The 24,550-nt window shown below is 63.4% G+C and carries 22 protein-coding genes; 5 read left to right on the top strand and 17 right to left on the bottom strand.

What is annotated here, in order from left to right:
* Window positions 1-10: 10 nt before the first annotated feature.
* Window positions 11-1,309: an ATP-binding protein gene (locus tag I9018_RS14075; RefSeq protein ID WP_241109830.1), complete on the bottom strand. Its 1,299-nt coding sequence runs from the start codon at window positions 1,307-1,309 to the stop codon at window positions 11-13.
* 4 nt (window positions 1,310-1,313) lie between these two features.
* Window positions 1,314-2,015, bottom strand: coding sequence for a response regulator transcription factor (locus tag I9018_RS14070; RefSeq protein ID WP_068588340.1), 702 nt, complete (start codon window positions 2,013-2,015; stop codon window positions 1,314-1,316).
* A gap of 195 nt (window positions 2,016-2,210) precedes the next feature.
* On the opposite strand from I9018_RS14070, the gene I9018_RS14065 reads away from it, so the two are divergent.
* Both I9018_RS14065 and I9018_RS14060 read left to right on the top strand, forming a co-directional pair.
* Window positions 2,211-3,365: an efflux RND transporter periplasmic adaptor subunit gene (locus I9018_RS14065; RefSeq protein WP_241109829.1), complete on the top strand. Its 1,155-nt coding sequence runs from the start codon at window positions 2,211-2,213 to the stop codon at window positions 3,363-3,365.
* A gap of 10 nt (window positions 3,366-3,375) precedes the next feature.
* On the top strand, window positions 3,376-6,471 hold the full coding sequence (locus I9018_RS14060; protein ID WP_241109828.1) for an efflux RND transporter permease subunit: 3,096 nt from the start codon (window positions 3,376-3,378) through the stop codon (window positions 6,469-6,471).
* Window positions 6,472-6,778: 307 nt separating this feature from the next.
* On the opposite strand, the gene I9018_RS32735 is transcribed toward I9018_RS14060, so the two are convergent.
* From I9018_RS32735 to I9018_RS14005, 12 genes are all read right to left on the bottom strand, one after another.
* Window positions 6,779-6,904, bottom strand: coding sequence for a hypothetical protein (locus tag I9018_RS32735; RefSeq protein ID WP_263986925.1), 126 nt, complete (start codon window positions 6,902-6,904; stop codon window positions 6,779-6,781).
* Window positions 6,905-7,086: 182 nt separating this feature from the next.
* The gene (locus I9018_RS14055) at window positions 7,087-7,266 is read right to left on the bottom strand and encodes a hypothetical protein (protein WP_068588328.1); all 180 of its coding nucleotides are present in this window, start codon (window positions 7,264-7,266) and stop codon (window positions 7,087-7,089) included.
* A 155-nt stretch (window positions 7,267-7,421) separates the two neighbouring features.
* Window positions 7,422-8,597, bottom strand: coding sequence for a lactonase family protein (locus I9018_RS14050; RefSeq protein WP_241109827.1), 1,176 nt, complete (start codon window positions 8,595-8,597; stop codon window positions 7,422-7,424).
* Window positions 8,584-8,877 (bottom strand): DUF5629 family protein, encoded by a 294-nt coding sequence (locus I9018_RS14045; protein ID WP_241109826.1) that lies wholly within the window; start codon window positions 8,875-8,877, stop codon window positions 8,584-8,586. The genes I9018_RS14050 and I9018_RS14045 overlap by 14 nt, the downstream gene beginning before the upstream one ends.
* Before the next feature lie 182 nt (window positions 8,878-9,059).
* The gene (locus tag I9018_RS14040) at window positions 9,060-11,435 is read right to left on the bottom strand and encodes an RND family transporter (RefSeq protein WP_068588956.1); all 2,376 of its coding nucleotides are present in this window, start codon (window positions 11,433-11,435) and stop codon (window positions 9,060-9,062) included.
* A 32-nt stretch (window positions 11,436-11,467) separates the two neighbouring features.
* The gene (locus I9018_RS14035; protein ID WP_241109825.1) at window positions 11,468-12,523 is read right to left on the bottom strand and encodes a YCF48-related protein; all 1,056 of its coding nucleotides are present in this window, start codon (window positions 12,521-12,523) and stop codon (window positions 11,468-11,470) included.
* Window positions 12,524-12,939: 416 nt separating this feature from the next.
* Entirely contained in the window at window positions 12,940-15,597 is a 2,658-nt protein-coding gene (gene pepN / locus I9018_RS14030; protein ID WP_241109824.1) for an aminopeptidase N, read from the bottom strand.
* Window positions 15,598-15,609: 12 nt separating this feature from the next.
* The gene (locus I9018_RS14025; RefSeq protein ID WP_241109823.1) at window positions 15,610-16,440 is read right to left on the bottom strand and encodes a DUF2797 domain-containing protein; all 831 of its coding nucleotides are present in this window, start codon (window positions 16,438-16,440) and stop codon (window positions 15,610-15,612) included.
* On the bottom strand, window positions 16,437-16,697 hold the full coding sequence (locus I9018_RS14020; RefSeq protein WP_241109822.1) for a DUF1315 family protein: 261 nt from the start codon (window positions 16,695-16,697) through the stop codon (window positions 16,437-16,439). Before I9018_RS14020 ends, I9018_RS14025 begins: the two co-directional genes overlap by 4 nt.
* Before the next feature lie 15 nt (window positions 16,698-16,712).
* Entirely contained in the window at window positions 16,713-17,582 is an 870-nt protein-coding gene (locus I9018_RS14015; protein ID WP_241109821.1) for a rhomboid family intramembrane serine protease, read from the bottom strand.
* Window positions 17,579-18,553 carry a metallophosphoesterase gene (locus tag I9018_RS14010; protein WP_176719784.1) on the bottom strand — a complete coding sequence of 325 codons (975 nt, stop codon included), beginning with the start codon at window positions 18,551-18,553 and terminating at the stop codon, window positions 17,579-17,581. The genes I9018_RS14015 and I9018_RS14010 overlap by 4 nt, the downstream gene beginning before the upstream one ends.
* The gene (locus I9018_RS14005; RefSeq protein ID WP_068588976.1) at window positions 18,550-19,440 is read right to left on the bottom strand and encodes an NAD(+) kinase; all 891 of its coding nucleotides are present in this window, start codon (window positions 19,438-19,440) and stop codon (window positions 18,550-18,552) included. Before I9018_RS14005 ends, I9018_RS14010 begins: the two co-directional genes overlap by 4 nt.
* 162 nt (window positions 19,441-19,602) lie before the next feature.
* Between I9018_RS14005 and I9018_RS14000 the strand changes: the two genes are divergently transcribed.
* Window positions 19,603-20,559: a DUF1853 family protein gene (locus I9018_RS14000; protein ID WP_241109820.1), complete on the top strand. Its 957-nt coding sequence runs from the start codon at window positions 19,603-19,605 to the stop codon at window positions 20,557-20,559.
* A gap of 16 nt (window positions 20,560-20,575) precedes the next feature.
* Here the strand turns inward: I9018_RS14000 and I9018_RS13995 are convergent, their stop codons facing one another.
* Window positions 20,576-21,859, bottom strand: coding sequence for an arsenic transporter (locus tag I9018_RS13995; RefSeq protein ID WP_241109819.1), 1,284 nt, complete (start codon window positions 21,857-21,859; stop codon window positions 20,576-20,578).
* Window positions 21,860-21,976: 117 nt separating this feature from the next.
* Entirely contained in the window at window positions 21,977-22,534 is a 558-nt protein-coding gene (locus I9018_RS13990) for an NAD(P)H-dependent oxidoreductase (protein ID WP_068588981.1), read from the bottom strand.
* A 216-nt stretch (window positions 22,535-22,750) separates the two neighbouring features.
* On the opposite strand from I9018_RS13990, the gene I9018_RS13985 reads away from it, so the two are divergent.
* The gene (locus tag I9018_RS13985; RefSeq protein WP_068588983.1) at window positions 22,751-22,987 is read left to right on the top strand and encodes a hypothetical protein; all 237 of its coding nucleotides are present in this window, start codon (window positions 22,751-22,753) and stop codon (window positions 22,985-22,987) included.
* 118 nt (window positions 22,988-23,105) lie between these two features.
* On the top strand, window positions 23,106-23,999 hold the full coding sequence (locus I9018_RS13980; RefSeq protein WP_124346697.1) for a LysR family transcriptional regulator: 894 nt from the start codon (window positions 23,106-23,108) through the stop codon (window positions 23,997-23,999).
* Here I9018_RS13980 and I9018_RS13975 read toward each other — a convergent pair.
* Window positions 23,996-24,550 carry a GNAT family N-acetyltransferase gene (locus I9018_RS13975; RefSeq protein WP_241109818.1) on the bottom strand — a complete coding sequence of 185 codons (555 nt, stop codon included), beginning with the start codon at window positions 24,548-24,550 and terminating at the stop codon, window positions 23,996-23,998. The genes I9018_RS13980 and I9018_RS13975 overlap by 4 nt on opposite strands.

The raw sequence follows: 24,550 nt of genomic DNA, 5'->3' as shown, positions 1-24,550 counted from the left end.
GGCTGACGCGTTAGCGCGACGTGGGCAGGCTCAGGAGAAAACGCGCGCCCCCCAGTGGCGAGGCCTCGACGGTCAGCGTGCCACCCTGGGCCTCCAGGGCGCGGCGACTGATGGCCAGGCCCAGGCCGAAACCGCCCGTGGAACGATCACGGCTGCGATCCAGGCGATAGAAAGGCTCGAAGACCCGCTCCCGCTCATCGTCGGGAATGCCGATGCCATCATCGTCGACCCAGATTTCGCAACCATGCTCCCCCACCAGCACCCCGACCTGGATGCGTTTTTCACAGTAGCGGGTGGCATTGCGCAAGAGATTCTGCAGGGCCCGCGCGGTCAGGCGCGGGTCCAGGGTGAAACGCTCCAGGGTGCCGTACAGCAGCACGTCGATGACCACATCCGACTCCAGTTCATCGTCGACGCTGCCCAGGATGCTGTCGATGAACTCATCCAGGGCCACTTCGATCTGCTCCGGCAGGCACGCTGGATTCTGTAATCGGCTGTAGGACAACAGCTCCAGCACCAGTTCGTCCAGTTCGCGGATATGCGCCACCAGCCCCTGCAGGCGCTCGCGGCTGGCCGAGGGCAAGTCGTCGGACAGCGCCAGGGCCAGGCCGAAGTCGAGCCGGGTCAGGGGCGTGCGCAACTCGTGGGACACCGCATTGAGCAAGTCACGCTGTTGGTTCAGGAGCTTTTCGATGTCCCCGGCCATGGTGTCGAACACATGGGCCAGGCTGCCGATGTTGGAGCTGGCCGGCAGTTGCGTACGCTCGTCCAGGTGCCCCTTGCCGAAGCGCTCGGCGGTGCGCTTGAGGCGCTCCAGGTCACGCCAGTGAGGCCTGACCCACAGCAGCAGGCAAGCCAGGAGCACCGCACCGATCAGGACATTGATGCTCCAGTACAACAAATTGACGTCCAGGGGGTCCGGCGGCATCACCAGCTTGACCGCCATCTGGTCGTGCAGCGGCGAAACCGCAAGCGTTCGCGAGCCCCAGTCGCCCACCCGCACGACCTTCTTGCCCGCCTGCAGCCGGGCGCGTTCGTCGGCGCTGAAATCAGGGTCGTCGATGCGTACCAGGGCGATCTGCAGTGGGTGGAAGTCCTCGTCCATCGTCTTCGCCAGCGCCGGCCACTGGGCGGGTGGCTGGGAACGGAACTGCCTGGCAATCAACTCCTGCAGGCCTCGGGACTTGGTCAGGTTGTAGTCGATGAAGCGCTGGTGAAACACCTTGATCACCAGGTCGGGGACCAGGTACATCGCCGCACTGAAGGCGACGATGGTGATCAGGTACAGCCGTACCAGGATGCGTAGCATGGACTCAACATTCCCACTCGGAACGGCTGAACAGATAGCCTTTGCCCCACACGGTCTTGATCTTGCGGGCCTCGCCGGCATGATCGTCGAACTTGCGCCGCAGCTTGGAGATGGCCACGTCCACCGATCGGTCGGTGCCATTGAACTCGATGCCACGCAAACGCTGCAGGATCTGGTCGCGGCTCAATACTTCGCCAGCATGCCGGGCCAGCACCACCAGCAGGTTGTATTCACCGCTGGACAGCTCCACCAGTTGCTCGCGCCAGGTCACGGTACGCTCTGAAAGGTCGATGCACAGGTTGCCCATGAGGATCCGATCGCTGGCCGTCTGCGGCTCACCGAGGCTACTGCGGCGCAACAAGGTGCGCACCCGAGCCAATAACACTCGCGGTTCACAAGGTTTTGTCACATAGTCGTCGGCGCCCATTTCCAGGCCCAGGACCTGGTCGTGGCTGTCGTCACGGGCGGTGAGCATCAGGATCGGCAAGCTGGCCGAATCCGCTCGTAGCAGCCGGCATACCTGCAGGCCATCCAGGCCCGGCAGCATCAGGTCGAGGATCACCAGGTCCGGGGGGCTGGTCCGGGCTCGCTCGCGCACCTGGTCGCCACGGCTGATGACACTGACCTGGTAGCCATTGCGTTCAAGGTAGCTGGCAATCAATTCGGAGAGCGCGGGATCGTCTTCGACAAGGAGGATGTTGGCCATGGAAGAAAGGTCTTTTTGAAGAAATACACAGTACCGGCGTCTATCAGGATACCGGACAAGCAAGGCGCCAAGGATATACGCCCCGGCCCGTGCCGGCGCGCCTGCTTCACACTTTTTCACACAGCGCCTACGAAGCTTCACAGCGCGCGTTGTCTCCCGCTCTTAGCATGCCGGAGTCATTATTGGGGTATCAGCATGTCGAAAAAACTCTTTACGCCGCTTTGCCTGGTGATTCTGGCCGCGACGTTGAGCGCCTGCGGCAAGGCCGCGGACGAACAGAAGGCACCACCGCCCAAGGTCCGGACCGAGACGATCCAGAGCCAGGCGCTATCGATCACCAGTGAACTGAGCGGGCGCATCGCCGCGCCGCGCATCGCTGAAGTGCGTGCCCGGGTCGCCGGCGTGGTGCTGCAGCGAACCTTCCGCGAAGGTTCGGACGTCAAGCAGGGCGACGTGCTGTTCCGTATCGACCCGGCGCCGTTCAAGGCCGACCTGGACAGCGCCATCGCCAGCCTGCGCAAGGCCGAGGCCACCGCATTCCAGGCGCGCCTGCAAGAGCAGCGCTACTCCAAGCTGGTGGCCGACCAGGCCATCAGCAGCCAGGAATATGACAATGCCCGGGCCGCCACGCGCCAGGCCGATGCCGAAGTGGCGGCGAACCAGGCGGCGGTACAGCGCGCCCGGCTCAACCTGGGGTATGCCACCGTCACCGCGCCGATTTCCGGCCGGGTCGGCCGCGCCCTGGTCACCGAAGGCGCACTGGTCGGCCAGAACGAAACCACGCCCCTGGCACTGATCCAGCAACTGGACCCGATCCATGCCGACCTGACCCAGTCCACCCGTGAGCTCAACGAGCTGCGCCGGGCCATGCGGGCCGGGCAGTTGCAACAAGTCGGCAAGGACCAGGCCAAAGCCACCCTGATCCTGGACGACGGCAGTTTCTACCCATTGCCGGGCAAGCTGCTGTTCGCCGATATCAGCGTCGACCCGGGCACCGGGCAGATCATCCTGCGCAGCGAATTCCCCAACCCGGACCTGGACCTGTTGCCCGGCAGCTTCGTGCGCGTACGCCTGGAGCAGGCCGTCGACCGCCAGGGCATCAGCGTGCCGCAGCGCGCCATCCAGCGCGACGGTGCCGGCATTGCCCAGGTGTTGCTGGTCAACGCCGAGAACCGTGTGGTGCAGCATCCAGTGCATCTGGGGGGCGTACAACAGGATCGCTGGATCGTCACCGCCGGACTCAAGCCCGGTGACCGCATCATCGTCGAGGGCCTGCAACATGCCCGCCCAGGCGAGTTGGTGGAGATCGAAGACACTCCCGTGGTGCACGTCCAGAACCCAGGCCAGTAGGTAGTACAACATGCCGCAATTCTTCATTGACCGCCCGGTGTTCGCCTGGGTGGTCGCCTTCTTCATCTTGCTCGGCGGTGCGCTGGCGATTCCCAAGTTGCCCGTGGCGCAGTACCCCAACGTCGCCCCGCCGCAGATCGAGATCGCCGCGACCTACCCCGGCGCGTCGGCCCAGACCCTGGACGAGTCGGTGGTCAGCCTGATCGAGCAGGAGCTCAACGGCGCCGACCACCTGCTGTACTTTTCGTCCCAGAGCAGCCTGGGCAGCGCCACCATCACCGCGACCTTCCAACCGGGCACCAACCCGGAACTGGCCCAGGTGGATGTGCAGAACCGCCTCAAGGCGGTGGAGCCACGCCTGCCCCAGGCCGTGACCCAGCAGGGCCTACAGGTGGAGAAAGTCTCCGCCGGCTTCCTGCTGCTGATCACCCTGAGCTCCAATGACGGGCGCCTGAACGAGGTCGCGCTCAGCGACTACATGGCGCGCAGCGTGCTGAACGAGATCCGCCGTCTGGATGGCGTCGGCAAGGCCCAGTTGTATGGCGCCGAACGGGCCATGCGGATCTGGCTCGATCCGCAGAAGCTGATCGGCTTCAACCTCACCCCCGCCGACGTCAACGCCGCCGTGGCTGCGCAGAACGCCCAGGTACCGGCAGGCAGCATCGGTGACCTGCCCGGCCCTTCCAGCCAGGAAATCACCGCCACCGTGCTGGTCAAGGGGCAGTTGGCCAGCCCTGAAGAGTTCGCCGATATCGTCCTGAGGGCCAACCCCGACGGCTCCACCGTGCGCATCGGCGATGTGGCGCGAGTGGAAGTGGGCAGCCAGGAATACCAGTTCGGCACGCGCCTGAACGGCAAGCAGTCGACCGCCGTCGGCGTGCAGCTGTCCCCCGGGGCCAACGCGCTGAATACCGCGAACCTGATCCGGGCGAAGATGGACGAACTGTCGCGCTACTTCCCCGCCGGCGTGGAATACAAGATTCCCTATGACACCTCGCCCTTCGTCAAGGTCTCGATCACCAAGGTGATCTACACCCTGCTCGAGGCGATGGTCCTGGTGTTCCTGGTGATGCTGCTGTTCCTGCAGAACATCCGCTACACCCTGATCCCGACCCTGGTGGTACCGGTGGCCTTGATGGGCACCTTCGCCACCATGCTGGTCCTGGGCTTCTCCATCAACGTGCTCACCATGTTCGGCATGGTGCTGGCCATCGGCATCCTGGTGGACGATGCCATTGTCGTGGTGGAGAACGTCGAGCGGATCATGGCCGAGGAAGGCCTGCCGCCCAAGGAAGCCACGCGCAAGGCGATGAAGCAGATCACCGGCGCGATCATCGGTATCACCCTGGTGCTGGTGGCGGTGTTCATCCCCATGGCCTTCATGCCTGGCTCGGTGGGGGTGATCTACCAGCAGTTCTCGCTGTCCATGGCCACTTCGATCCTGTTCTCGGCGTTCCTGGCCCTGACCCTGACGCCGGCACTGTGCGCGACCCTGCTCAAGCCCGTCGCCGCTGGCGAGCACCACGAGCGTGGCGGCTTCTTCGGTTGGTTCAACCGCCGCTTCGAGCGCATCACCAACAGCTACCAGAGTGGCGTGGCCTACGCCCTCAAGCGCAGCGGTCGCTACCTGTTGGTCTACGTCATGCTGCTGGCGGTGATGGCGCTGTTGTTCGTGCGCCTGCCCTCCTCGTTCCTGCCAGTGGAAGACCAGGGCTACACCATCACCGATATCCAGCTGCCTCCTGGTGCCAGCCAGAATCGCACCATTGGCGTGGTGGAGCAGATCGAGGCGCACAACGCCACAGAACCGGGGGTTGGCGACACCACCATCATCCTGGGCTTCAGTTTCTCGGGTAACGGGCAGAACGCGGCGCTGGCCTTCACCACCCTCAAGGACTGGTCGCAACGGGGCCATGACGACTCGGCGATGAGCATCGCCGAGCGCGCTACGGTAGCCTTCGGCGAAATCAAGGATGCCGTGGCCTACGCCATCCTGCCGCCGCCGATCGATGGTCTGGGCACGTCCAGCGGTTTCGAGTTCCGCTTGCAGGACCGTGGCGGCGTCGGCCATGAAGCCCTGATGCAGGCCCGTACCGAGCTGCTGCAGGCCGCGGAAAAAAGCCCGATCCTGGTCAACGTCCGGGAAAACGCCCTGGCCGAGGCCCCGCAAGTGTACCTGGAGGTCGACCGCAAGCAGGCCAATGCCCTGGGTGTATCGTTTGCCGACATCGGTAGCCTGTTGTCCACCGCCCTGGGCTCGGCCTATATCAACGACTTCCCCAACCAGGGTCGGATGCAGCGCGTGGTGATCCAGGCCGAAGGCGATCAACGCAGCCAGGTCGAGGATCTGCTGCGGCTGAACGTACGCAACAGCAACGGCAAGATGGTGCCGCTGTCCTCCTTCGTCCGGGCCAGCTGGAAGCAGGGACCGGCGCAGCTGACCCGCTATAACGGCTACCCAGCGATCGATGTGTCCGGTGAGCCGGCGCCAGGGCGCAGTACCGGTGAAGCCATGCAGGAAGTCGAGCGCCTGGTGGCCCAGCTGCCGGCAGGCCTGGGCCTGGAGTGGACCGGCCTGTCGTTGCAGGAGCGCCTGTCGGGCAGCCAGGCCCCGCTGCTGCTGGGGTTGTCGCTGCTGGTCGTATTCCTGTGCCTGGCAGCGCTCTACGAGAGCTGGTCGATCCCGGCCTCGGTGCTGTTGGTGGTTCCGCTCGGTGTGCTGGGTGCCGTGCTGGCAGTGAGCTTGCGCGGCATGCCCAACGATGTGTTCTTCAAGGTAGGCCTGATCACCATCATCGGCCTGTCGGCGAAGAACGCGATCCTGATCATCGAGTTCGCCAAGAGTCTGTACGACGAGGGACATGACTTGCTGGACGCCACCTTGCAGGCTGCCCGCCTGCGCCTGCGCCCGATCGTCATGACCTCCCTGGCGTTCATTCTCGGCGTGGTACCCCTGGCCATTGCCACCGGCGCCAGCTCCGCCAGCCAGCAAGCCATCGGCACCGGGGTGATCGGCGGCATGATCACCGCGACCCTGGCAGTGATCTTCGTGCCGGTGTTCTTCGTGGTGGTGATGAAGCTGGTATGCCGTGGCGGCTCCCGCTAACGCCTGATGCTTGCCGCCCGCAACGGCGCGGCAAGTGCCATCCGCCCCGCCGCCGACCTACTCCAGGCCGGCGGCTACAGGGCCAGGGCCAAGGACACGCCAGTGCTCAGGCAAATGCCCAACAGCAACAGCAGGTACAAGGCGATGGCTGCATAGGCGCCCTGTTTGGCGCAAACGAGCAAGGTACGGCCCATGTCGATGATCTCCGAAGCGGCAATGTCCGGAGATTGCGCCAGATGCAGGCGACGCGACAGTCACTTTTTTCCATGACGACGATCAGTTTGCTTGATCGCCGGCAAGCCCTGGGTCAGTCCTGCAACAGACTGTTCAAGCGCTCGCGGGCCGTCTCCGGCTCACCTTCGAGCGGTTGCGCAGAAGACAGGATGGGACTGGAATAGAGCAACAACAGAACCACGGTCAGACGCATCATCATGCTATCGATCCTTGCTCGGGAAAGAGTCAATAATTCAGCGTCAAATTTAAACACATGGCCATGTGACACTACCAAGCAAAATTTGCCTGGCCTGTGAGTTCGCTCGCAAACAGGTCATGCAGGAGCGACAGCACTGCACCAGTGATGTCGCTCCTGCATACCGGGGGATCGGCGAGTCGGGATCAGCTATGGGACTTGTGGTCCAGAGCCGCATAGAAGTTGGCGCTTTGCTGCAGGTACTTCTGGGTGTAGGTGTTGGTCGCGGATTTCTTCTGGCTGATTTCCACATGGGCGCTGGCAGGCAGGACCACGCTGGCGGAAATGGCGGAAGCGGCGATCACGGAGAAGAGATTGAAGTTCATCGGTATAACCCTCGGATTCAGTTGGCTTGCTTGCCCGTATGGGCGGTGGAGCAAACTTACTCCCGAGGGTTGGCGGGCAAAAATGCTTTGCACCAGTAGCCAATATCAGCGTCATTAATAGAAAGACTCAGGCCCCGGACGACGGGGCCTGTGGCTTATTGCCGCACCAAAAACTTGATATCGCTGGGGGCATCGAAGGGCAATTTCTGCACGGTCTTGCCGAGGAACCCGGTCTTGGCGTCACGCTCGATCACCACGATCTGGTTGCTCTTCTGGTTGCCGATCAGCACATAGCGGTTGCTCGGATCGAGGCTGAACTCCCGCGGGTGGTCACCTTCCACGGAACGGCGCTGGATCTCCTTGAGCTGGCCGTTGGCCGGGTCGATGGCGAATACCAGCAGCTGGTTGGCGGTGCCACGGTTGCTCACGTACAGGTACTGGCCGTCCTTGGAGGCATGCAGCGCCCCGGCGGCTTTCTTCTCCTTGCTGGCGTTGGCCGCCAGGTCGAGGATCTGGCGCTGGGTCAGTTTGCCATCCTGGTAGTCGAATACCGCCACCTGGGCGCTCATCTCCATGGTCAGGTAGGCATGCTTGCCATCGGCACTGAACAGTAAATGGCGCGGGCCACTGCCTGGCGGTAGCTGGACGAAGGCTGGCTCGGCCGGGCTCAACGGATGCTCGGGGTTGGCCTTGGGGTCATAGCGATAGACGAAGATCTTGTCCGCACCCAGGTCATTGGCGAACAGGAACTTGCCATCGGGCGAGGACACCGACGAATGCACGTGGGCCGATTGCTGGCGCTCGGGGTCGACCCGGCTGGCCGGATGGCTACTGAGTTGCACCACGGGCGACAGATGACCATCGGCACTGACCGGCACCACCGCCAGGCTGCCACCCGGGTCGACATCCACCGAGTAGTTGCTGACGAACAGGTAGCTGCCATCGGCGCTCAGGCTGGAATGGGTCGGCTCGTTGCCCTGGCTCTGCACCTGGTTGATCAGGCTCAGTTGATGGGTCTTGGGGGCCAGGCTATAGCTGCTGACGCGACCGATGGGATCGGCCTGTCCGGGGCTGTTCTCGTTCACCGCGAAGACGAACTTCAGGTCCTTGGACAGGGTCAGCCAAGAGGGGTTGGAGCTCTTGATCACCTGCAATGGCTTGGGGTCGATTTGCCCGGTCCGCTCGTTGAAGTGCAGGCGGTACAAGCCTTGGCTCTGGCCTTGGGTATAGGAGCCCACCAGCAGCTCCTGGGTCTCCACCGGCGCAGCCTGCACCGCCATCGCGCCGACACTGCCCGCCATCAGCAGGGGCCAGAAATTACGCATCTTCATGGTCATCTTCCTCTTCGTCACGGGCACTGAAGGCACTCATGCATACCAGGCGGTGCTCACCGGAATCGCCTTCCAGGGTCCAGCTTTGCAGATCCGGGTCGAAAGTCGCGGCCTGCACCTGGGCCAGGCTGAAGCTCCAGCGCTTGGCGGCGCGGCCATCCATGCATTCGATCAGCAGCCCCTGGTCGTCGAGGCTGAAGTCGAAGGCGTGCAAGCCGTCGATCTCCAGCATGTCGCAGGCTTGCAGGACGGTGAGCAAGGTATCGGTTACAGCGGTCATGGCGAGCCATCATCAGTGGAAAGGCGCAATCATAGCTGATTGGCACGCGCCGGTAGGGCCAGTATCGCACTGGCCAGGGCAGGTTCCACCGGAGCCCTGGCAAACCCGGCCAGACTCGCCCGGCCAAGAATGAAAAAGGCCGCAACCCGAAGGTTGCGGCCAGGTACTGGCGCATGGCGCAATCAGTGAGCGAACAGCGAATTGCCCTTCTGCCCCGCCAGCTTCTCGGGACGGATCAGGAAGCGGGCCAGGGCTGGCAGCAGCCACAGGGCGCCGAACATGTTCCACAGCAGCATGAAGGTCAGCATCAGGCCCATGTCGGCCTGGAACTTGATGGCCGAGAAGATCCAGGTGCACACGCCGATAGCCAGGCACAAGCCGGTGAACAACACGGCCTTGCCGGTGGAGCGCAGGGTCTGGTAGTAGGCCTCCTGCAACGGCAGCCCAGCCCGCAGGAAGCTCTCCAGGCGGCTATAGATATAGATGCCGTAGTCCACGCCGATGCCCACCCCCAGCGCCACCACCGGCAAGGTCGCCACCTTGACGCCAATGCCCATGAAGGCCATCAGCGCGTTGCCCAGCACCGAGGTCAGGACCAGCGGCAGGACGATGCACAGGGTTGCTGCCCAGGAGCGGAAGGTGATCATGCACATGGCCGCTACGCAGATGTACACCAGGATCAGGATGGTCAGCTCCGAGGTCTTGATCACCTCGTTGGTGGCCGCCTCGATTCCGGCGTTACCGGCAGCGAGGATAAACTCCAGGCCATCCTTGTTGTTCTCCTTGGCGAACTCCTGCACCGCATGCACGGCGCGGTCTAGGGTCTCGGCCTTGTGGTCGTTGAGGAACACCAGCACCGGCGCCAGGGAGCAGTTGTTGTTGTACAAGCCGTCGGCCCGGGCGATGGAGTTGTTCAGCACATCGGGGTTGCGCGACAGGGTTTCCCATTTCAGGTTGCCCTCGTTCATGCCCTTGATCATTTGCTTGGACACGGTCACCAGGGAAATCGCCGACTGCACGCCCTCGGTGTTCTGCATCTTCCACATCAGCTCATCGATCGGCGCCATGGCCTCGTAGCGCGAGCAGCCTTCGGCGGCGGTCTTGACCATCACCACCAAGACATCGGAGCTGGTGGAGTAATTGCTGATGATGAAGTTGTTGTCCTTGTTGTAGCGCGAATCGGGGCGCAGCTCCGGCGCGCCCTGGTCAAGATCGCCGATCTTCAGGTTCTGGCTGTACCAGAGGCCGCCGCCAAATGCCACCAGGGCCAGGGCGATGGAAACGGGAGCCACCTTGGGGCTGGCAAAGCTGGACAGCCGACGCCAGAACGGGTGCTCGCGGGAAGCGTCCTTCTTGCTGCGCTCGACGGCACGCTTGCTGATGCCGACATAGGAGATCGCCACCGGCAACAGGATCAGGTTGGTGAACACGATCACCGCCACGCCGATGGAGGCGCCGATGGCCAGCTCGCGGATCACCCCGATATCGATGATCAGCAGCGTGATGAAGCCCACGGCGTCGGCCAGGATCGCGATCATGCCCGGCAGGAACAGCTGGCGGAAGGTCCTTCGCGCCGCCGTCAGGGCGTTGTCGGCATCACTGGACTGCAAGGCGATACCGTTGATCTTCTGCACCCCATGGGAAATACCGATGGCGAAGATCAAAAACGGCACCAGCATCGAGTACGGGTCCAGGCCGAAACCGATGGCGTGCATCAGCCCCAGTTGCCAGACCACCGCCACCAGCGTGGTGATCAGCACCGCGATGGTGCTGCGGATGCACCAGGTGAACCAGTACAACAGCACCAGGGTGATGATGAAGGCCACGCCGAAGAACAGCACCACCATGATCAGGCCGTCGATCAGGTCGCCGACTTTCTTGGCGAAACCGACGATGTGGATCTTCACATTGGGGTTCTGCGCCTCGAACTTGTCGCGGATCTTTTCTTCCAGCTGGTGGGAGAACTTCTGGTAGTCCAGGGCCAGCAGCTTGCCCTGGTCCTGTGGGTCCGGGTAGGACTCCAGCAAGGGGATATCGACGATGCTGGACTTGAAGTCGTTGGCGACCAGGCGCCCGACCTGCCCGGACTTGAGCACGTTGTTGCGCAGCTTGTCGAGGCTATCGGCCGAGCCGTTGTAGCTCTGGGGAATCACCTCCCCCCCGGCGAAACCTTCCTCGGTGACCTCGGTCCAGCGCACGCTGGGGCTCCATAGGGACTTGAGCCCGGAGCGATCGACGCCGGGGATGTAGAACACCTCGTCATTGATCTGCCTGAGGGTCTCCATGTAGGCCTGGGTGAAGATATCGCCGTCCTTGGCTTCCACCGAAATCCGCACGGTGTTGCCCAGGTTGGCCAGGTCGTTGCGGTGCTCCATCATCCGCTCGATGAACGGGTGCTTGAGCGGGATCATTTTTTCGAAACTGGTGGACGGCCGGATCAGGGTCGCCTGCCAGAACAGGAATACGCTGACCAGCAAGCAGAGGAAGATCACTGCCGGGCGGTTGTTGAAAATCAGGCGCTCAAGAAAATTCGCCTTGTCCTGGTTCTGACTACTCATGGAGTTCCCCACCTTCTTATTATGTGCCCGGCCTAGTTGCTGCCGAGTTCAGCGCCGGTTGCCGTGGCAACCCGTACCCCGCCCTGCCCGGCCAGGATCAACCCACCATTGCCGGCACCACTGACCGCCGACAGCGAGATTCGATCCGGGCGATTGAAGACGCTGAAGCTCAGGCCATGATCGGTGCTGTGGATCACGCTGCCGCCGTTGCCGACGATCACCAGGGAACCGTCCTCGAGTACGGTAGCGCCAGACAAACCGAATTCCAGGGCGCCGCGAGCGGCATTCAGCTGCACCTGCTCCCAGGTGCTGCCAAAATCCGTCGAGCGATAGAGGTTGCCACGCAAGCCATAGACCAACAGGGTCGCCGGCTGGCCGGTGCCGATCACGCCGAACAACGAGCCCTCGTAAGGGCCTTCCAGGCGCTCCCAGGTCTGGCCGCCATCGGCGGAGCGAAACATGCTGCCCTGCTCGCCAACGATGAACAGTCCGGAATCCTTGATCTGGGCAATGGCGTTTAGATGGAACTGATCCGGGTTGTCCAGGCGATCGCTGGCGTCCTCCCAGTGCTGGCCGCCATCGGTGGTCTCCAGCAAGGCGCCATAGGCTCCCACGGCATATCCGACCTGGGCATCCTTGAACCACACGTCCAGCAGCGGTGCCTCGCGCTTGAGGTCCTGGAACTGCCGGGTCCAGGTGAGGCCGCCGTCGGTACTGGCGAGCACCTGCGCGTCGTGGCCCACGGCCCAGCCGTGTTGCTCGTCGACGAAATACACCGCGGTCAACAGCTGCCGGCTCGGCACCTTGGCCTGGGCCCAGCTTGCGCCCTGGTCATCGGAATAGAGAATGTGCCCACGGTCGCCCACCGCCACCAGGCGCTTGCCGGCGTGGACCACATCGAGCATCAGGTTTTTCGCCGCCTTGGGCGATTCGATGGAATAGACAACCGTATCCGCTGCGCTGGCAGCGGCCAGGACCGGTGCCGGCAGTGTCGCGACACCCAACAGCGAGAGCGCTGCGGCCAACGCTGCGAACCCACGCAACGCCGGCGGGCGGCCAGCAACCACACCCATGACAGGCTCACTCATAGACCACTCCCCCATTATTATTGTCAGGTCGTTCAACCTTTCAGGGCGCCGGCAGGGTGTCGCGGGTGTTCGTCCGATCAAGCCGATCGTTCTGAAACCTGCAATCTAGAGCCCCTTTGGCTGCGGGCTATCCTATCGGGCTTTGGAAACGTCTGACAATCGACGCCACGTTATCTTTTGTTAATCGCGTCCCCCCACGAGCCCCCTGAATCATCGGGCATTCGTCGAAGTGATCGATATGTGGTCCCAGGCAGGCGCCACCCTGCCGGTATAGGCCAGGGGCGGTCGTGGGGCAAGCGAAGAAGAAAGGAAGAAAGGACCGGCACGCCCACGGGCAAGGCCGGTCGGAACTGCAGGGAAACACCGGCCACTAAAGCGAACAGGCCCCAAGGGAGCCCATTCGCCTTCGAGCCAGGTCAGGCGAGGCTCTTGCTCACCACCTCGAACACATCGCTGGACAGTTCGCCCGAGGCACGAATGCGCTCCAGCTCGGCCTTCATCAATGCCTGCCGGGCGCTGTCGTACTTGCGCCAGCGAGTCAACGGCGCCAGTTGTCGAGAGGCAATCTGCGGGTTGATGGCATTGAGCTGGATCACCAGGTCCGCCAGGAAACGGTAGCCCGAGCCATCGCCAGCATGGAAGTTGATCAGGTTCTGGCCAGCAAACGCACCGAATACAGCCCGTACCTTGTTCGGGTTCTTGATGTTGAACGCCGGATGCTCCATCAATGCCTTGACCCGCGCCAGTCCACCAGGCAGCGGGCTGGCGGCCTGCACGCTGAACCACTGGTCCATGACCAGCGCATTGTCCTTGAAGTTCTCGGCGAATACCGCCAGTGCCTGTGCCCTCTCGGCCTCGAACGGCGAGTTGACCAGTACTGCCAGGGCGGTCAGGCGTTCGGTCATGTTGTCGGCGCTGTCGAATTGCTCGATGGTGGCCGCCAGGACCTCGGGCTTGCCGACGAGCATCAGGTAGGACAAGGCAATGTTCTGCAGCGCGCGGCGAGCGAAGTGCTCGGACTCGGCCACATAGGCGGTGGCGCGAGACAGCTCGCGATTGTCCTGGTAGCGCTTGAGCAAGGCGTCGAACAGCTGCTCGGCCAGCTGCTTGCGAGCGAATTCGCGGGCCCCATGGATAGCCTCGACATCCGCCACTTCGCTGATCTCGGTGAGATAGGCCTCACCCGGCAGCGACAGCATTTCCGCGACCATGGCCTGGTCCAGGCTCTCGTCGGCCAGCACGGTGCCCAGGGCGGTCACCAGGCGTTGGTCCATCACCAGGGCCTGGCCCTGCTGGTGCTGGCCGATCAGTTCCTGCAGTACCTGCACCGCCAACTGCTGGCCGGCATCCCAGCGGTTGAAACCGTCGCTGTCATGCTGCATGAGGAACATCAGTTGGTCGCGGTTGTAGGGGAAGCTCAGCTTCACCGGCGCCGAGAACCCACGCAGCAGCGACGGCAGCGGTTGTTCGGCAACATCGACGAACGTGAAGGTCTGCTCGGCCTCGGTCACCGAGATCACCCGGGAAGTGCCCTGGGCACTGGCCTCGCCAGCCAGGCGCAGAGCCATGGCGGCGCCCTGGCTGTCCAGCAGGCCCAGTTCCACCGGGATCACGAACGGCAGTTTTTCCACCTTGTCCGGCGTCTGCGGGCAGCTCTGGCGGAAGGTCAGGCTGTAGGTCTTCGCCGCCGCGTCATAGGACTCGCTGACCGCGAGGCGCGGAGTACCGGCCTGGCTGTACCAGCGCTTGAACTGGGTCAGGTCGACGCCGTTGGCGTCTTCCATGGCCTTGACGAAATCGTCGCAGGTCACGGCCTGGCCGTCGTGGCGTGCAAAGTACAGGTCGCTGCCCTGGCGGAAGCCTTCGGCGCCCAGCAGCGTGTGGATCATGCCCACTACTTCCGAGCCCTTCTCGTACACGGTCAGGGTGTAGAAGTTGGAGATCTCGATGAAGCTCTCCGGGCGCACGGCATGGGCCATGGGACCGGCGTCTTCGGCGAACTGGTGGGTGCGCAGGTAGGCCACGTCCTGGATGCGCTTGACCGTGCGCGAATTCATGTCCGAAGAAAACCCGGCATCACGGAATACCGTGAAGCCTTCCTTGAGCGACAGTTGGAACCAGTCGCGGCAGGTGACCCGGTTACCCGACCAGTTATGGAAGTACTCGTGGGCGACGATGCCCTCGACCCGCTGGTGGGCGCCATCGGTGGCGGTCTCGGCACGGGCCAGCACGGCGCTGGAGTTGAAGATGTTCAGGCCCTTGTTTTCCATGGCGCCCATGTTGAAGTCGTTGACCGCGACGATCATGAAGATGTCCAGGTCATACTCGCGGCCGTAGGTCTGTTCGTCCCAGCGCATGGATTTCTTCAGGCTGTTCATGGCGTGCTGGCACTTGTCGATGTTCTCCGGCTCGACATAGATGCGCAGCGCTACGTCGCGGCCGCTCATGGTGCAGAAGCTGTCCTCGACGCACCACAGGTCCCCTGCCACCAGGGCGAACAGGTAGGCCGGCTTCATGAACGGGTCTTCCCAGGTCGCCCAGTGCCGGCCGTCTTCGCCCGGGCCGCTGGCGATCGGGTTGCCGTTGGACAGCAGCACCGGATAGCGGTGCTGCTCGGCCACCACGGTGGTGGTGAACTTGCTCATCACATCCGGGCGGTCCAGGTAGTAGGTGATCTTGCGAAAGCCCTCGGCCTCGCACTGGGTGCAGAACATGCCGCTGGACTTGTACAGGCCTTCCAGGGCGGTATTGCTTTCAGGGTGGATCCGCACGCTGGTATCCACGGTGAAGCTGGCGCTGGCCGGGTGCAGGGTCAGGTAGCTGTCGTCGAGCTGATAGTCGCCAGCTTCCAGAAGCTGGTCGGACAGGCTCACCGACAGCAGTTCCAGCTGCTGGCCGTCGAGCACCAGGGGCGGCAGCCCGGCACCACGGGCCGGGTTGCGACGCATCACCAGTTGCGCATGGACCAGGCTGTGGTCCTCGAACAACTCGAAGGTCAGGTGCGTCTCGTCGATCAGGTACTCGGGGGCCTGATAGTCCTTCAGGTAGATCATCTTCGGCTGTTCGGTGCGCATGGCGAATTCCTTCTACTGATGCACGGCCAGCTGGTAGGCCGTGTACTTGCGAATGTTGATCACGCCGGTGTCGAAGATCAGGTACTGGCCCTTGATCCCCAGCAGGGTGCCTTCGGCGATCGGATTCTTGTCCAGGTTGAAACTGACGATCTTGGTCGGGTACTCCTCGACCGGATAACGGATTTGCAGGGGGTCGATGTCACGCACCGGCTGGATCGCCTGCAGGCCGAACCGCTGCTGCAAGGCCAGCAGGCCCTCGGCGCAGGATGCGAACAGCTGCTCGCGCACCTGCACCAGGTCCACGGCCTGGGCATCGCCCTTGAGCAAGGCCCGCCAGTTGGTCTTGTCGGCCACCTGGGAACGGAACACGTCTTCGACGAAACCAGACTGCTGGCGGGTCGCTACACGCATGATCGGCAACGCCTGGCTGGCGCCCTGGTCGAGCCAGCGAGTGGGCAACTGGGTCGCCCGGGTGATGCCGACCTTGATCCCCGAGGAGTTGGCCAGGTAGACCACGTGGTCGGTCATGCAGAACTGTTCGCCCCAGGACGGCTCGCGGCAGGTGCCGGAGTCGTAGTGGCAGCGTTCCGGACTCATGATGCAGACATCGCACTGGGCCAGCTTGGTCATGCACGGATAGCAATAGCCCTGGCTGAAGCTGGTCTTGGTCTTGCGTCCGCAATGGGTGCAGTGGATCGCCCCCAGGTATTCCAGGCGCAGCCTGCTGCCGATCAAGGGGTTGACCGGCACCTCGCTATCACCCAGGCGAAAAGCGTATTGCACATTCGGCCCGTCGAGACGAGCCGACATTTTACTGATGGAGCCGCGGCCGATCTCGATCAATGGATGGCATCCGACTTGAACAGGATGTTCGGCACCGGCTCGGCCTTGGACGAGCACTCCTGCGGGCCCATGTAGCCGGTGCGCTCCTCCTCCGGCAGGTTCTGCATCTCCCAGGCGATCATCGCCTGCAGCGACAGTTCACGCTGCTCAGCGGTGAGCTTGCGGCCATCGGACCATTTGCCGATCTCCACCGCCAGCTTCAGGCTGCGATAGATATCGGGGGTGATGTTTTCGATCATTTCGACAAAGGACGACATACCAGACTCCTGAACTCAAGGGGCCGGTCTACGGCGGCTGTACAAGCCACCCAACAGACCGGTAAGGCAACCGACGAGCAAACCGCCAACATGGGCGGCATTGGCGATTTCACCGAAGCCGATCATCGAGACCAGCCCGGACAGACACAGCAGCAGCCACACCAGCATCATCACCAGCACACCCCGGGGCAGGCGGTAGATGGGGTTGGGCGACAGCCATTGATAGATCCAGCAATGCCCAAGCAGTCCGTAGAGCACTCCGGAGAGGCCACCGAACAAGCTCGGGCCACTGAAATAATATTGCGCGTAGTTGGACACCAGGCTGAACAGCAGGGTCAGGCCCAGCAGGTTGATACTGCCCTGGCGCAACTCGATGCGCCGCCCCAGTTCCCAGTACCACATGCCGTTCATGGCGATGTGCAGGATGCCGAAGTGAACCAGCATCGGTGTCACCAGGCGCCACCATTGCCCCGCCGCCAGGCTGTCGGCCAGGGAGCTGAACTGGATGTAGTCGCCCGCCACGCGAAACTGCAAGAAGGTGAACCAGCTCAAGGCCTGCAGGTTGTCCCCCAACAGGGTGATGCCACAAACCGCCAGGCTCAGGACCAGGATCAACGCGGTAACCGGGCTGCGTCGCAATTGCTGGACCAGCCCAAGGCCCACCGGGGCGGCGGCCTGGGGAATGTCCAGTTGCTGTTCGGGATCGCCCTGGGGAAAACGCTGGTACAGGTCCAGCACGTCCTGGCGGATGGATTCGGGCACCCACAGCACCTGCTCTCCCGCTTCCTCGCTGACCCGATGGGGCACCTGCATGCGCTGCAAGAGCTTGACGAAGCCGCTGAGGTCAGTGGCCAGGGGCAGGCGCAAAATCGCTACCGCGCTCATCGCAGCACCTCCGGCCGCTCGACGTCGACCCAGACGAACTTGTTCGGGTCCAGGCGCGTTTCCTGGTCCAGGCGGTAGGCGGCGAGCTTGCCGTAGAGCACCGCGCTGTAGTCCAGGCAGGCCAGGTTGGGCCGGATCGGCGCCGGCGTGCCGCTGCGCCAATAGTGGCCGACGAACAGCAACGGCTCCTCGACGGCGTAGCGCAGCAGGCTGTTCTTCTCGTCCCTGGACAATGGCGTGCGCGCTACCGGCTCGGGCAAGGCATCGGGCTGGAAGACGATGTCGCCATAGGTCTGCGGGTCGTCTTCCCAGAACTTGGTACGGAAGAACGAACGGGTCAGGCCGTCGCCGCTGGTCATGGTCAGGCCATGGGGCAGGCGCATGTCGGTGCCACGCAGCAGGCGGTCGAAGGCATTGCTGGCAAAGCTGTCAGGCAACGCCGAGGCCTGGAGGAAATCGCGATCGATGCAGCCGTCCGGGTAGCGCTGGCGTAGCTGGGCGATCAGCGCCGAATCCCAACAGGCATGGACCACCCGGAAGCGCCCGGCGTCGACGAACAGCGGCATCTGGTAGAACCACTGAAGAAAGTCATGCCAGTCGCCCGGGTGCTGTTCGAACTGCGCCAGGGTCTCGTGGATCAGTCTGGCATGGCGCGGGGTGTGCTCGCGCACGAACTGCTTGCCGCTGCCCGGCGCGGCCGGCGTGCTCCAGCCCAGGGCATTGAACTCATGGTTGCCCATGATGCACAGCGCCTGGCCGGCCTCGGCCATGTCGTGGACGATGTGCAGGGCCTCGCGAATACGCGGGCCGCGGTCGATGATATCGCCGAGGAACACCGCCATGCGCGATGGATGCCGCCAGACGCCGCCCTGCTTGTGGTAACCGAGTCGGTCCAGCAGGTGTTCGAGGGTCAGGGCGCAACCGTGCACATCACCGATCAGGTCGTAGCTACGCGCGGGATCGAGCATCAGTCGCCTCCACCACCCAGGCGGCTGCCCCAGCCGAGCTTGGTCCGGCAGACCTCATAATAGTTATGGTCCAGGGGATGGATCAGGCGCAGTTTCTGGGCCTTCTTGCTGACCGTGATGGTGTCGCCCGGGGCGCAGGTGAAATGGTTCTGCCCGTCGCAGGAGACTTGCGGGTAGATCTGCATATCTTTGGACACGACGATTTTCAGCTCACTGTTGCCATCGACCACGATCGGCCTTCCGGACAAGGTATGGGGGTACATCGGCACGATCACAATGGCATCGAGCTTGGGATGCATGATCGGGCCGCCGGCAGACAGTGCGTAGGCCGTGGAGCCGGTGGGGGTAGCGACGATCAGGCCGTCGGCCTTCTGGCTGCAGACGAACTGGCCATCGATATAGATCTCGAACTCGATCATCCGGGTCGACTTGCCCGGGTGCAGCACTACGTCGTTCAGTGCATCGCCCTGGCCGATGGCCTCGGCGTGCCGGCGCACCTCGGCCTGCAGCAGGAAGCGGTTCTCCACCAGGTAGTGGCCGTCCAGTACTTCGGCGACCTTGATCTCCAGCTCATCGGGGCGGATGTCGGTAAGAAAGCCCAGGCTGCCCCGGTTGATCCCCAGCACCGGGGTGTTGTGCCGTGCCAGGGCCCGGGCGGCGCCCAACAAGCTGCCATCACCGCCGACCACGATGACCATGTCGCAGACCTCGCCCAACAGCTTGCGCGAGGAGGTCTGCAAGCCGTGGCCTGGCAGCACTTCGGCGATGGTGTCCTCGAGGATCACGTGCAGGTGGCGTTCGAGCAGAAACTTTTTCAGTCGGCGAATGGTGTCCAGCACCTGGGAACTGCCCAGGCGACCGATAATGCCGATATTGCGAAATTGCTCCATGGGGCTCCTGCGGGGTTCGGGTTCAGGCCAAACGCTGGATTATGGGCGAAACCCGGCCGCAGACAAAATCCTTTCAGCCCTGTGGCCCTGTCGAAGTGCCACGCCGACCGGAAACCCGGGCATTTGTCGCGGCGCCACCGGGTTTGCAGCTATGCTCGCAACATGCTCCCATTTCCGGATTTGCTCGATTTCCCCCGCCAGTTGCGCCAGCCTGAAGTCCGCGACCTCGCCTGGGTCATCCTCGCGCCGCCGATGCTCAGCCACACGCCCTGGCCCCAGCGCCACCCCCTGGCCGGCAGTGACTGGGTGCAGGCACCGCATTTACTGGTCCACTGGTTACGGCAACAAGACCAGGACAGTAGCGCCCTGCGACACTGGCTCAGCCGCAGCCCGACCCGACGCCTGGGCCTGTACTACGAACGGCTGTGGCAATTTGCCGTGCAACAGGCTCCGGGGGTCGAGTTGCTGGCGGCCAACCTGCCGATCCGCCGCGGTGGCCACACCCTGGGCGAGCTCGACATGCTGCTGCGCGACCGCGACGGGGTGCACCATCTGGAACTTGCCATCAAGCTCTACCTCGGCCCACAGCAAGGCGACGGCACCGATTGCAGCCAATGGCTGGGCCCCGGTTGCCATGATCGGCTGGACCTCAAGCTGGCCCATCTGGATGAACATCAACTGCCGATTTCCACGCGATTGGAAAGCCGGGAGGCGCTGGCGGCACTGGATATCAATCAGTTCAACGCCGCCCTGTGGCTCGGGGGTTACCTGCTCTACCCCTGGCCGGGCCATGCCGAACCGCCCCGGGGCGCCCACCCCGGACACCTGCGCGGGCGTTGGCTGCACCAACGGGACTGGCCCGCCTTCATCACCCAGAGTCCGGCGGGGCGCTGGCAGCCCCTGCCCCGCCAGGCCTGGCTGGCCCCGGCCCGCTACCCTGGCGAGCACACCTGGAGCAGCGCCCAGCTCCAGCAATGGCTGGGTGAACTCGACCCACTTGCTCCGGCGCAATTGCTGGTGCGCCTGGAACAAAGGCGCGATGGCGACTGGGTCGAGGCCGAACGCCTGTTCCTGGTGTCCGATCTCTGGCCCCACCTGCCCCCCATACCGCAGCCCTAGGCCAGCGCTGCCGATCTCACCACGTCAGGCGCAAGGCCAGGGCTGCCAGCGTCGCCAGCAACACCGGCAGTGTCAGCACCATCCCGGCCCGCAGGTAATAACCCCAGCCGATGTGAATCCCCTTGCGCTCCAGCACATGCAGCCAGAGCAGGGTCGCCAGGCTGCCGATAGGGGTGATCTTCGGCCCCAGGTCGCTACCGATCACATTGGCGTAGACCATCGCTTCCTTGATCACTCCCGTGGCGTGGCTGGCCTCTATGGACAAGGCGCCGACCAGCACCGCGGGCAGGTTATTCATCACCGATGACAGCCCCGCCGCCAACAATCCGCTGCCCAGCGCGGCGCCCCAGACCCCGGAGGCGGCCAGGCCGTCGAGCCAGCCGGTCAGGTACGCGGTCAGCCCGGCATTGCGCAGGCCGTACACCACCAGGTACATGCCCAGGGAGAAGATCACGATCTGCCAGGGCGCCTCCCTGATGACCTTGCGCGTGGAAATCCTGTGACCCCGGGCCGCGACTATCAGCAACAGGGCCGCGCACACTGCGGAGATGGCACTGATGGGAATGCCCAGCGGCTCCAGGGCAAAGCAGCCCAGCAACAGGATCAGCAACACCCACCAGCCGGCCATGAACGTTGCACGGTCATGGATGGCGCTTGCAGGATCGACCAACTGCCGGGGATCGTAGGATTGAGGGATATCCCGACGAAAAAACCACAGCAGCACCGCCAGGGTGGCGATGACGCTCACCAGGTTCACCGGCAGCATCACCGCGGCATAACGATTGAAGCCGATACCGAAGAAATCGGCACAGACAATATTCACCAGGTTCGAGACCACCAGCGGCAAGCTCGCGGTATCGGCGATAAAGCCCGCACCCATGACGAATGCCAGGGTCGAGGCCGGGGAAAAGCGCAGGGCCAGGAGCATGGAGATGACAATGGGCGTCAGGATCAGGGCCGCACCATCATTGGCGAACAGCGCCGAAACCAAGGCCCCCAGCAAGACCATGCAGGCGAACAACCGGCGCCCCCTGCCTTGCCCCCAACGCGCCACGTGCAGCGCCGCCCAGGCGAAGAACCCGGCTTCATCCAGCAGCAGGCTGATGATGATCAAGGCCACGAAAGTGGCGGTGGCATTCCAGATGATCTGCCACACCAGGGCAATGTCGCCGGGGTGCACCACTCCACTGAGCAGCGCCAGGCCGGCACCGATCGTGGCACTCCAACCCACGCCCTGGCCCCGGGGCTGCCAGATCACCAGGATGAGGGTCAGCAGGAAGATCGCCACGGCAATCAGCATGTTCGGGAGGTCACCATGGATGGCGGGAACTGGCGCGCCAGGGAACGCAGCGCAACCAGGCAAAGCGTAGCGGCAGGCCTGGATCGACGAGAAGCCGGCCTGGCGCTACGCCAGGCTTCAACTGCGCTTTTGCTGTTCGACCCACTGGCCGTAGGCGTTGATGAAGCTCTGCAGGAAAGGCCGTGTGGTATCCGACAACTTGCCGGCATCATCGAAGGCCGCGCCCGCGCCGCCCATATAGGCCTCGGGTTGCTGCATGCACGGCACATTGAGGAACACCAGGGACTGGCGCAGGTGGTGGTTGGCCCCGAAGCCGCCGATAGCTCCCGGGGATACGCTGATCACCGCTCCCGGCTTGCCGCTCCAGGTGCTCTGGCCATAGGGGCGCGAGCCGACATCGATGGCATTCTTCAATGCCGCCGGCACCGAGCGGTTGTATTCAGGCGTCACGAACAGCACCGCATCGGACTCGCGGATCTGCTGGCGGAACCTGGCGTAGGCGGCCGGCGGGGTGTGCTCGATGTCTTCGTCATAGAGCGCCAGGTCGCCTATCTCGACAATGTTCAATTGAAGATTGGCGGGTGCCAGGTCGGCCAGGGCCAGGGCGACCTTGCGATTCAGGGACTGCTTTCTGAGACTGCCGACCAGCACTGCAACCTTGTAGACATTGCTCATTGGAGTTTCCAACCATTGGCTTGGGAGAGTTGCTAGTTATAGATGAGCCGGGGTCGTATCTGCTAGCCCACTCCGTGCATTTATGCACGGGAAGCGGCCATCGACTCCGAGCCAGGCCCACAACAGAATATTTTTTTTCGGGAGCAAAACTTCCCCCGCTCCCACTGGGTCTACAGCACCGAATTTTGCGTGTTTTATTTCCAGAGGCTCTAATAAATGGCAGCAGTACTTGTCGGACAATTCCATGCAAGAGATGCCGAGGGACGGGTGTATTCCGTCCACGAATTCCAGGAATCCATGCCTTCAGCGGACGGCGAAGCCGGCTCGGAACCAGTCACCACCTACCGCCTGGCCATCGGTGACCGGGTCAAGAAACTCGACGACAACCAATTCTTGCTGGTGCAGGCGGATGTAACCCTGGTGCGTGAACCCGAGTCGCCAGTGAATCAGTGACCCTCTCCTGCTCTTCGCCCAGCCCTGGCCGCTGCGACATCAACTACAGATTCGCGGCGCAGACTTGGGTTAGGATTCGACGCTTGCTTCCCTGACCGGCCGGATATGGATTTCAAGCATGCGTCTACGTCATATCGAAGTGATTCAAGCGCTCCTGCAAACCGCTCACCTGGGTACCGCCGCCGAGTTGCTGCAGCTCTCGGTGGCCGAGGTCGAGGCCCTGCTGCGCGACGCCGAAAGCCAACTGGGCTTGATGCTGTTCGCCAGCGTGCGCGGACGCCTGCAAGCCACCCGCGAAGCCTTGGAGCTACAAGTTGCCATTACCCGGGTCTACGACGCGTTCGAGCCCGTGCAACGCCTGGCCGACAGCCTGCGGTTCCACCAGGCGCCGCCCTTGCGCATCGTCGGTACCGCTCCACTGGTCCAGCAATTGCTCCCCCAATGCATCGCCGCCTTGCGCCGGCGCTTCGTCGATACGCCGTGCAGCCTGCTGTGCCAGAACACCCGTGAGATCACCGACAGCCTGCTGCTGCGCCACTGTGACCTGGGCCTGAGCCTGCATGACCCCGAGCACCCGGACATTCACAGCCAGAGCCTGGCCCAGGGCAAGCTGTTCGTCCTGGCGCCCCACGGCTGGCTGCAGGCCAAGCAGAAATACGTGTCCCTGCAGGACCTGGCCGGCCAGGCCATGGTCGGCCTGGAGGACCTGGACCCGTTGGGCGCGACCCTGGCCAGTAAATTGCAGAACCTGCGACCCAGGCCGGTGATCCAGACCCGGGTACAGACCTACCAGATGATGCGCAGCCTGGTGGAAGCCGGCGAAGGCCTGGCGATAGTCGATCCCTTCACGGCCGCCGGCGCTCGGAGCGCGGGTCTCGATATCAGCCCTTTATCGCCCCCCATCGGCATCACCCTGTATGCCCTGCGCCGCAAGGGCAGCGAAACCTCGCCCCTGCTCAATGCCCTGATGGAGCTGTTGGGCGAACAGGCCACGGCGCTGCTTGCAGGTTAAGGAGCATTGTCTGCGGGGTCTTCGGCGAACAGCAGGTACCAGAAGATCGCCACCTCGCGAGTCTGTGGATCGATACCGCGATAACGCAGGCGATCCACCCCGCCCACGACATAACCGCAACGTTCATACAGGCGACAGGCACCCAGGTTGTTGTTCTGGGTCTCCAGCATCACCCCCGGCAAACCCTTCCTGCGACTCCAGAACTGCGCGACCTCCAGCAGTGTCCTGGCCACCCCGTGACCTCGCGCCGGGGCGTGGACCGCCAGTTCATCGATGTGCCCATACCCATTCCAGTTGGTACTGACCACCACGTGCCCGACCGCCTGGCCATCGAGATAAGCCATGAAGACTTCGCTGTCCGGCGCATTGCGATAGCTGCTGAATTCCTCGGGATCGATGCCATAGCACTTGCGATAGGAGGCGATCCGGCACAGCGGCCAGTCGGTCACCGCTACCCCGTGCGCGACCTCGGCGTAGGCATCGACCTGGAAACTGAAGTCACTGCCATTGATATAGGCCGCGAACCCTGCATCGGCGACACGAACCTGCAC

Source organism: Pseudomonas sp. MPFS, from assembly GCF_022537035.1.
Lineage (GTDB): Bacteria > Pseudomonadota > Gammaproteobacteria > Pseudomonadales > Pseudomonadaceae > Aquipseudomonas > Aquipseudomonas sessilinigenes.
This window is presented reverse-complemented; position numbering and strand designations above follow the sequence as displayed.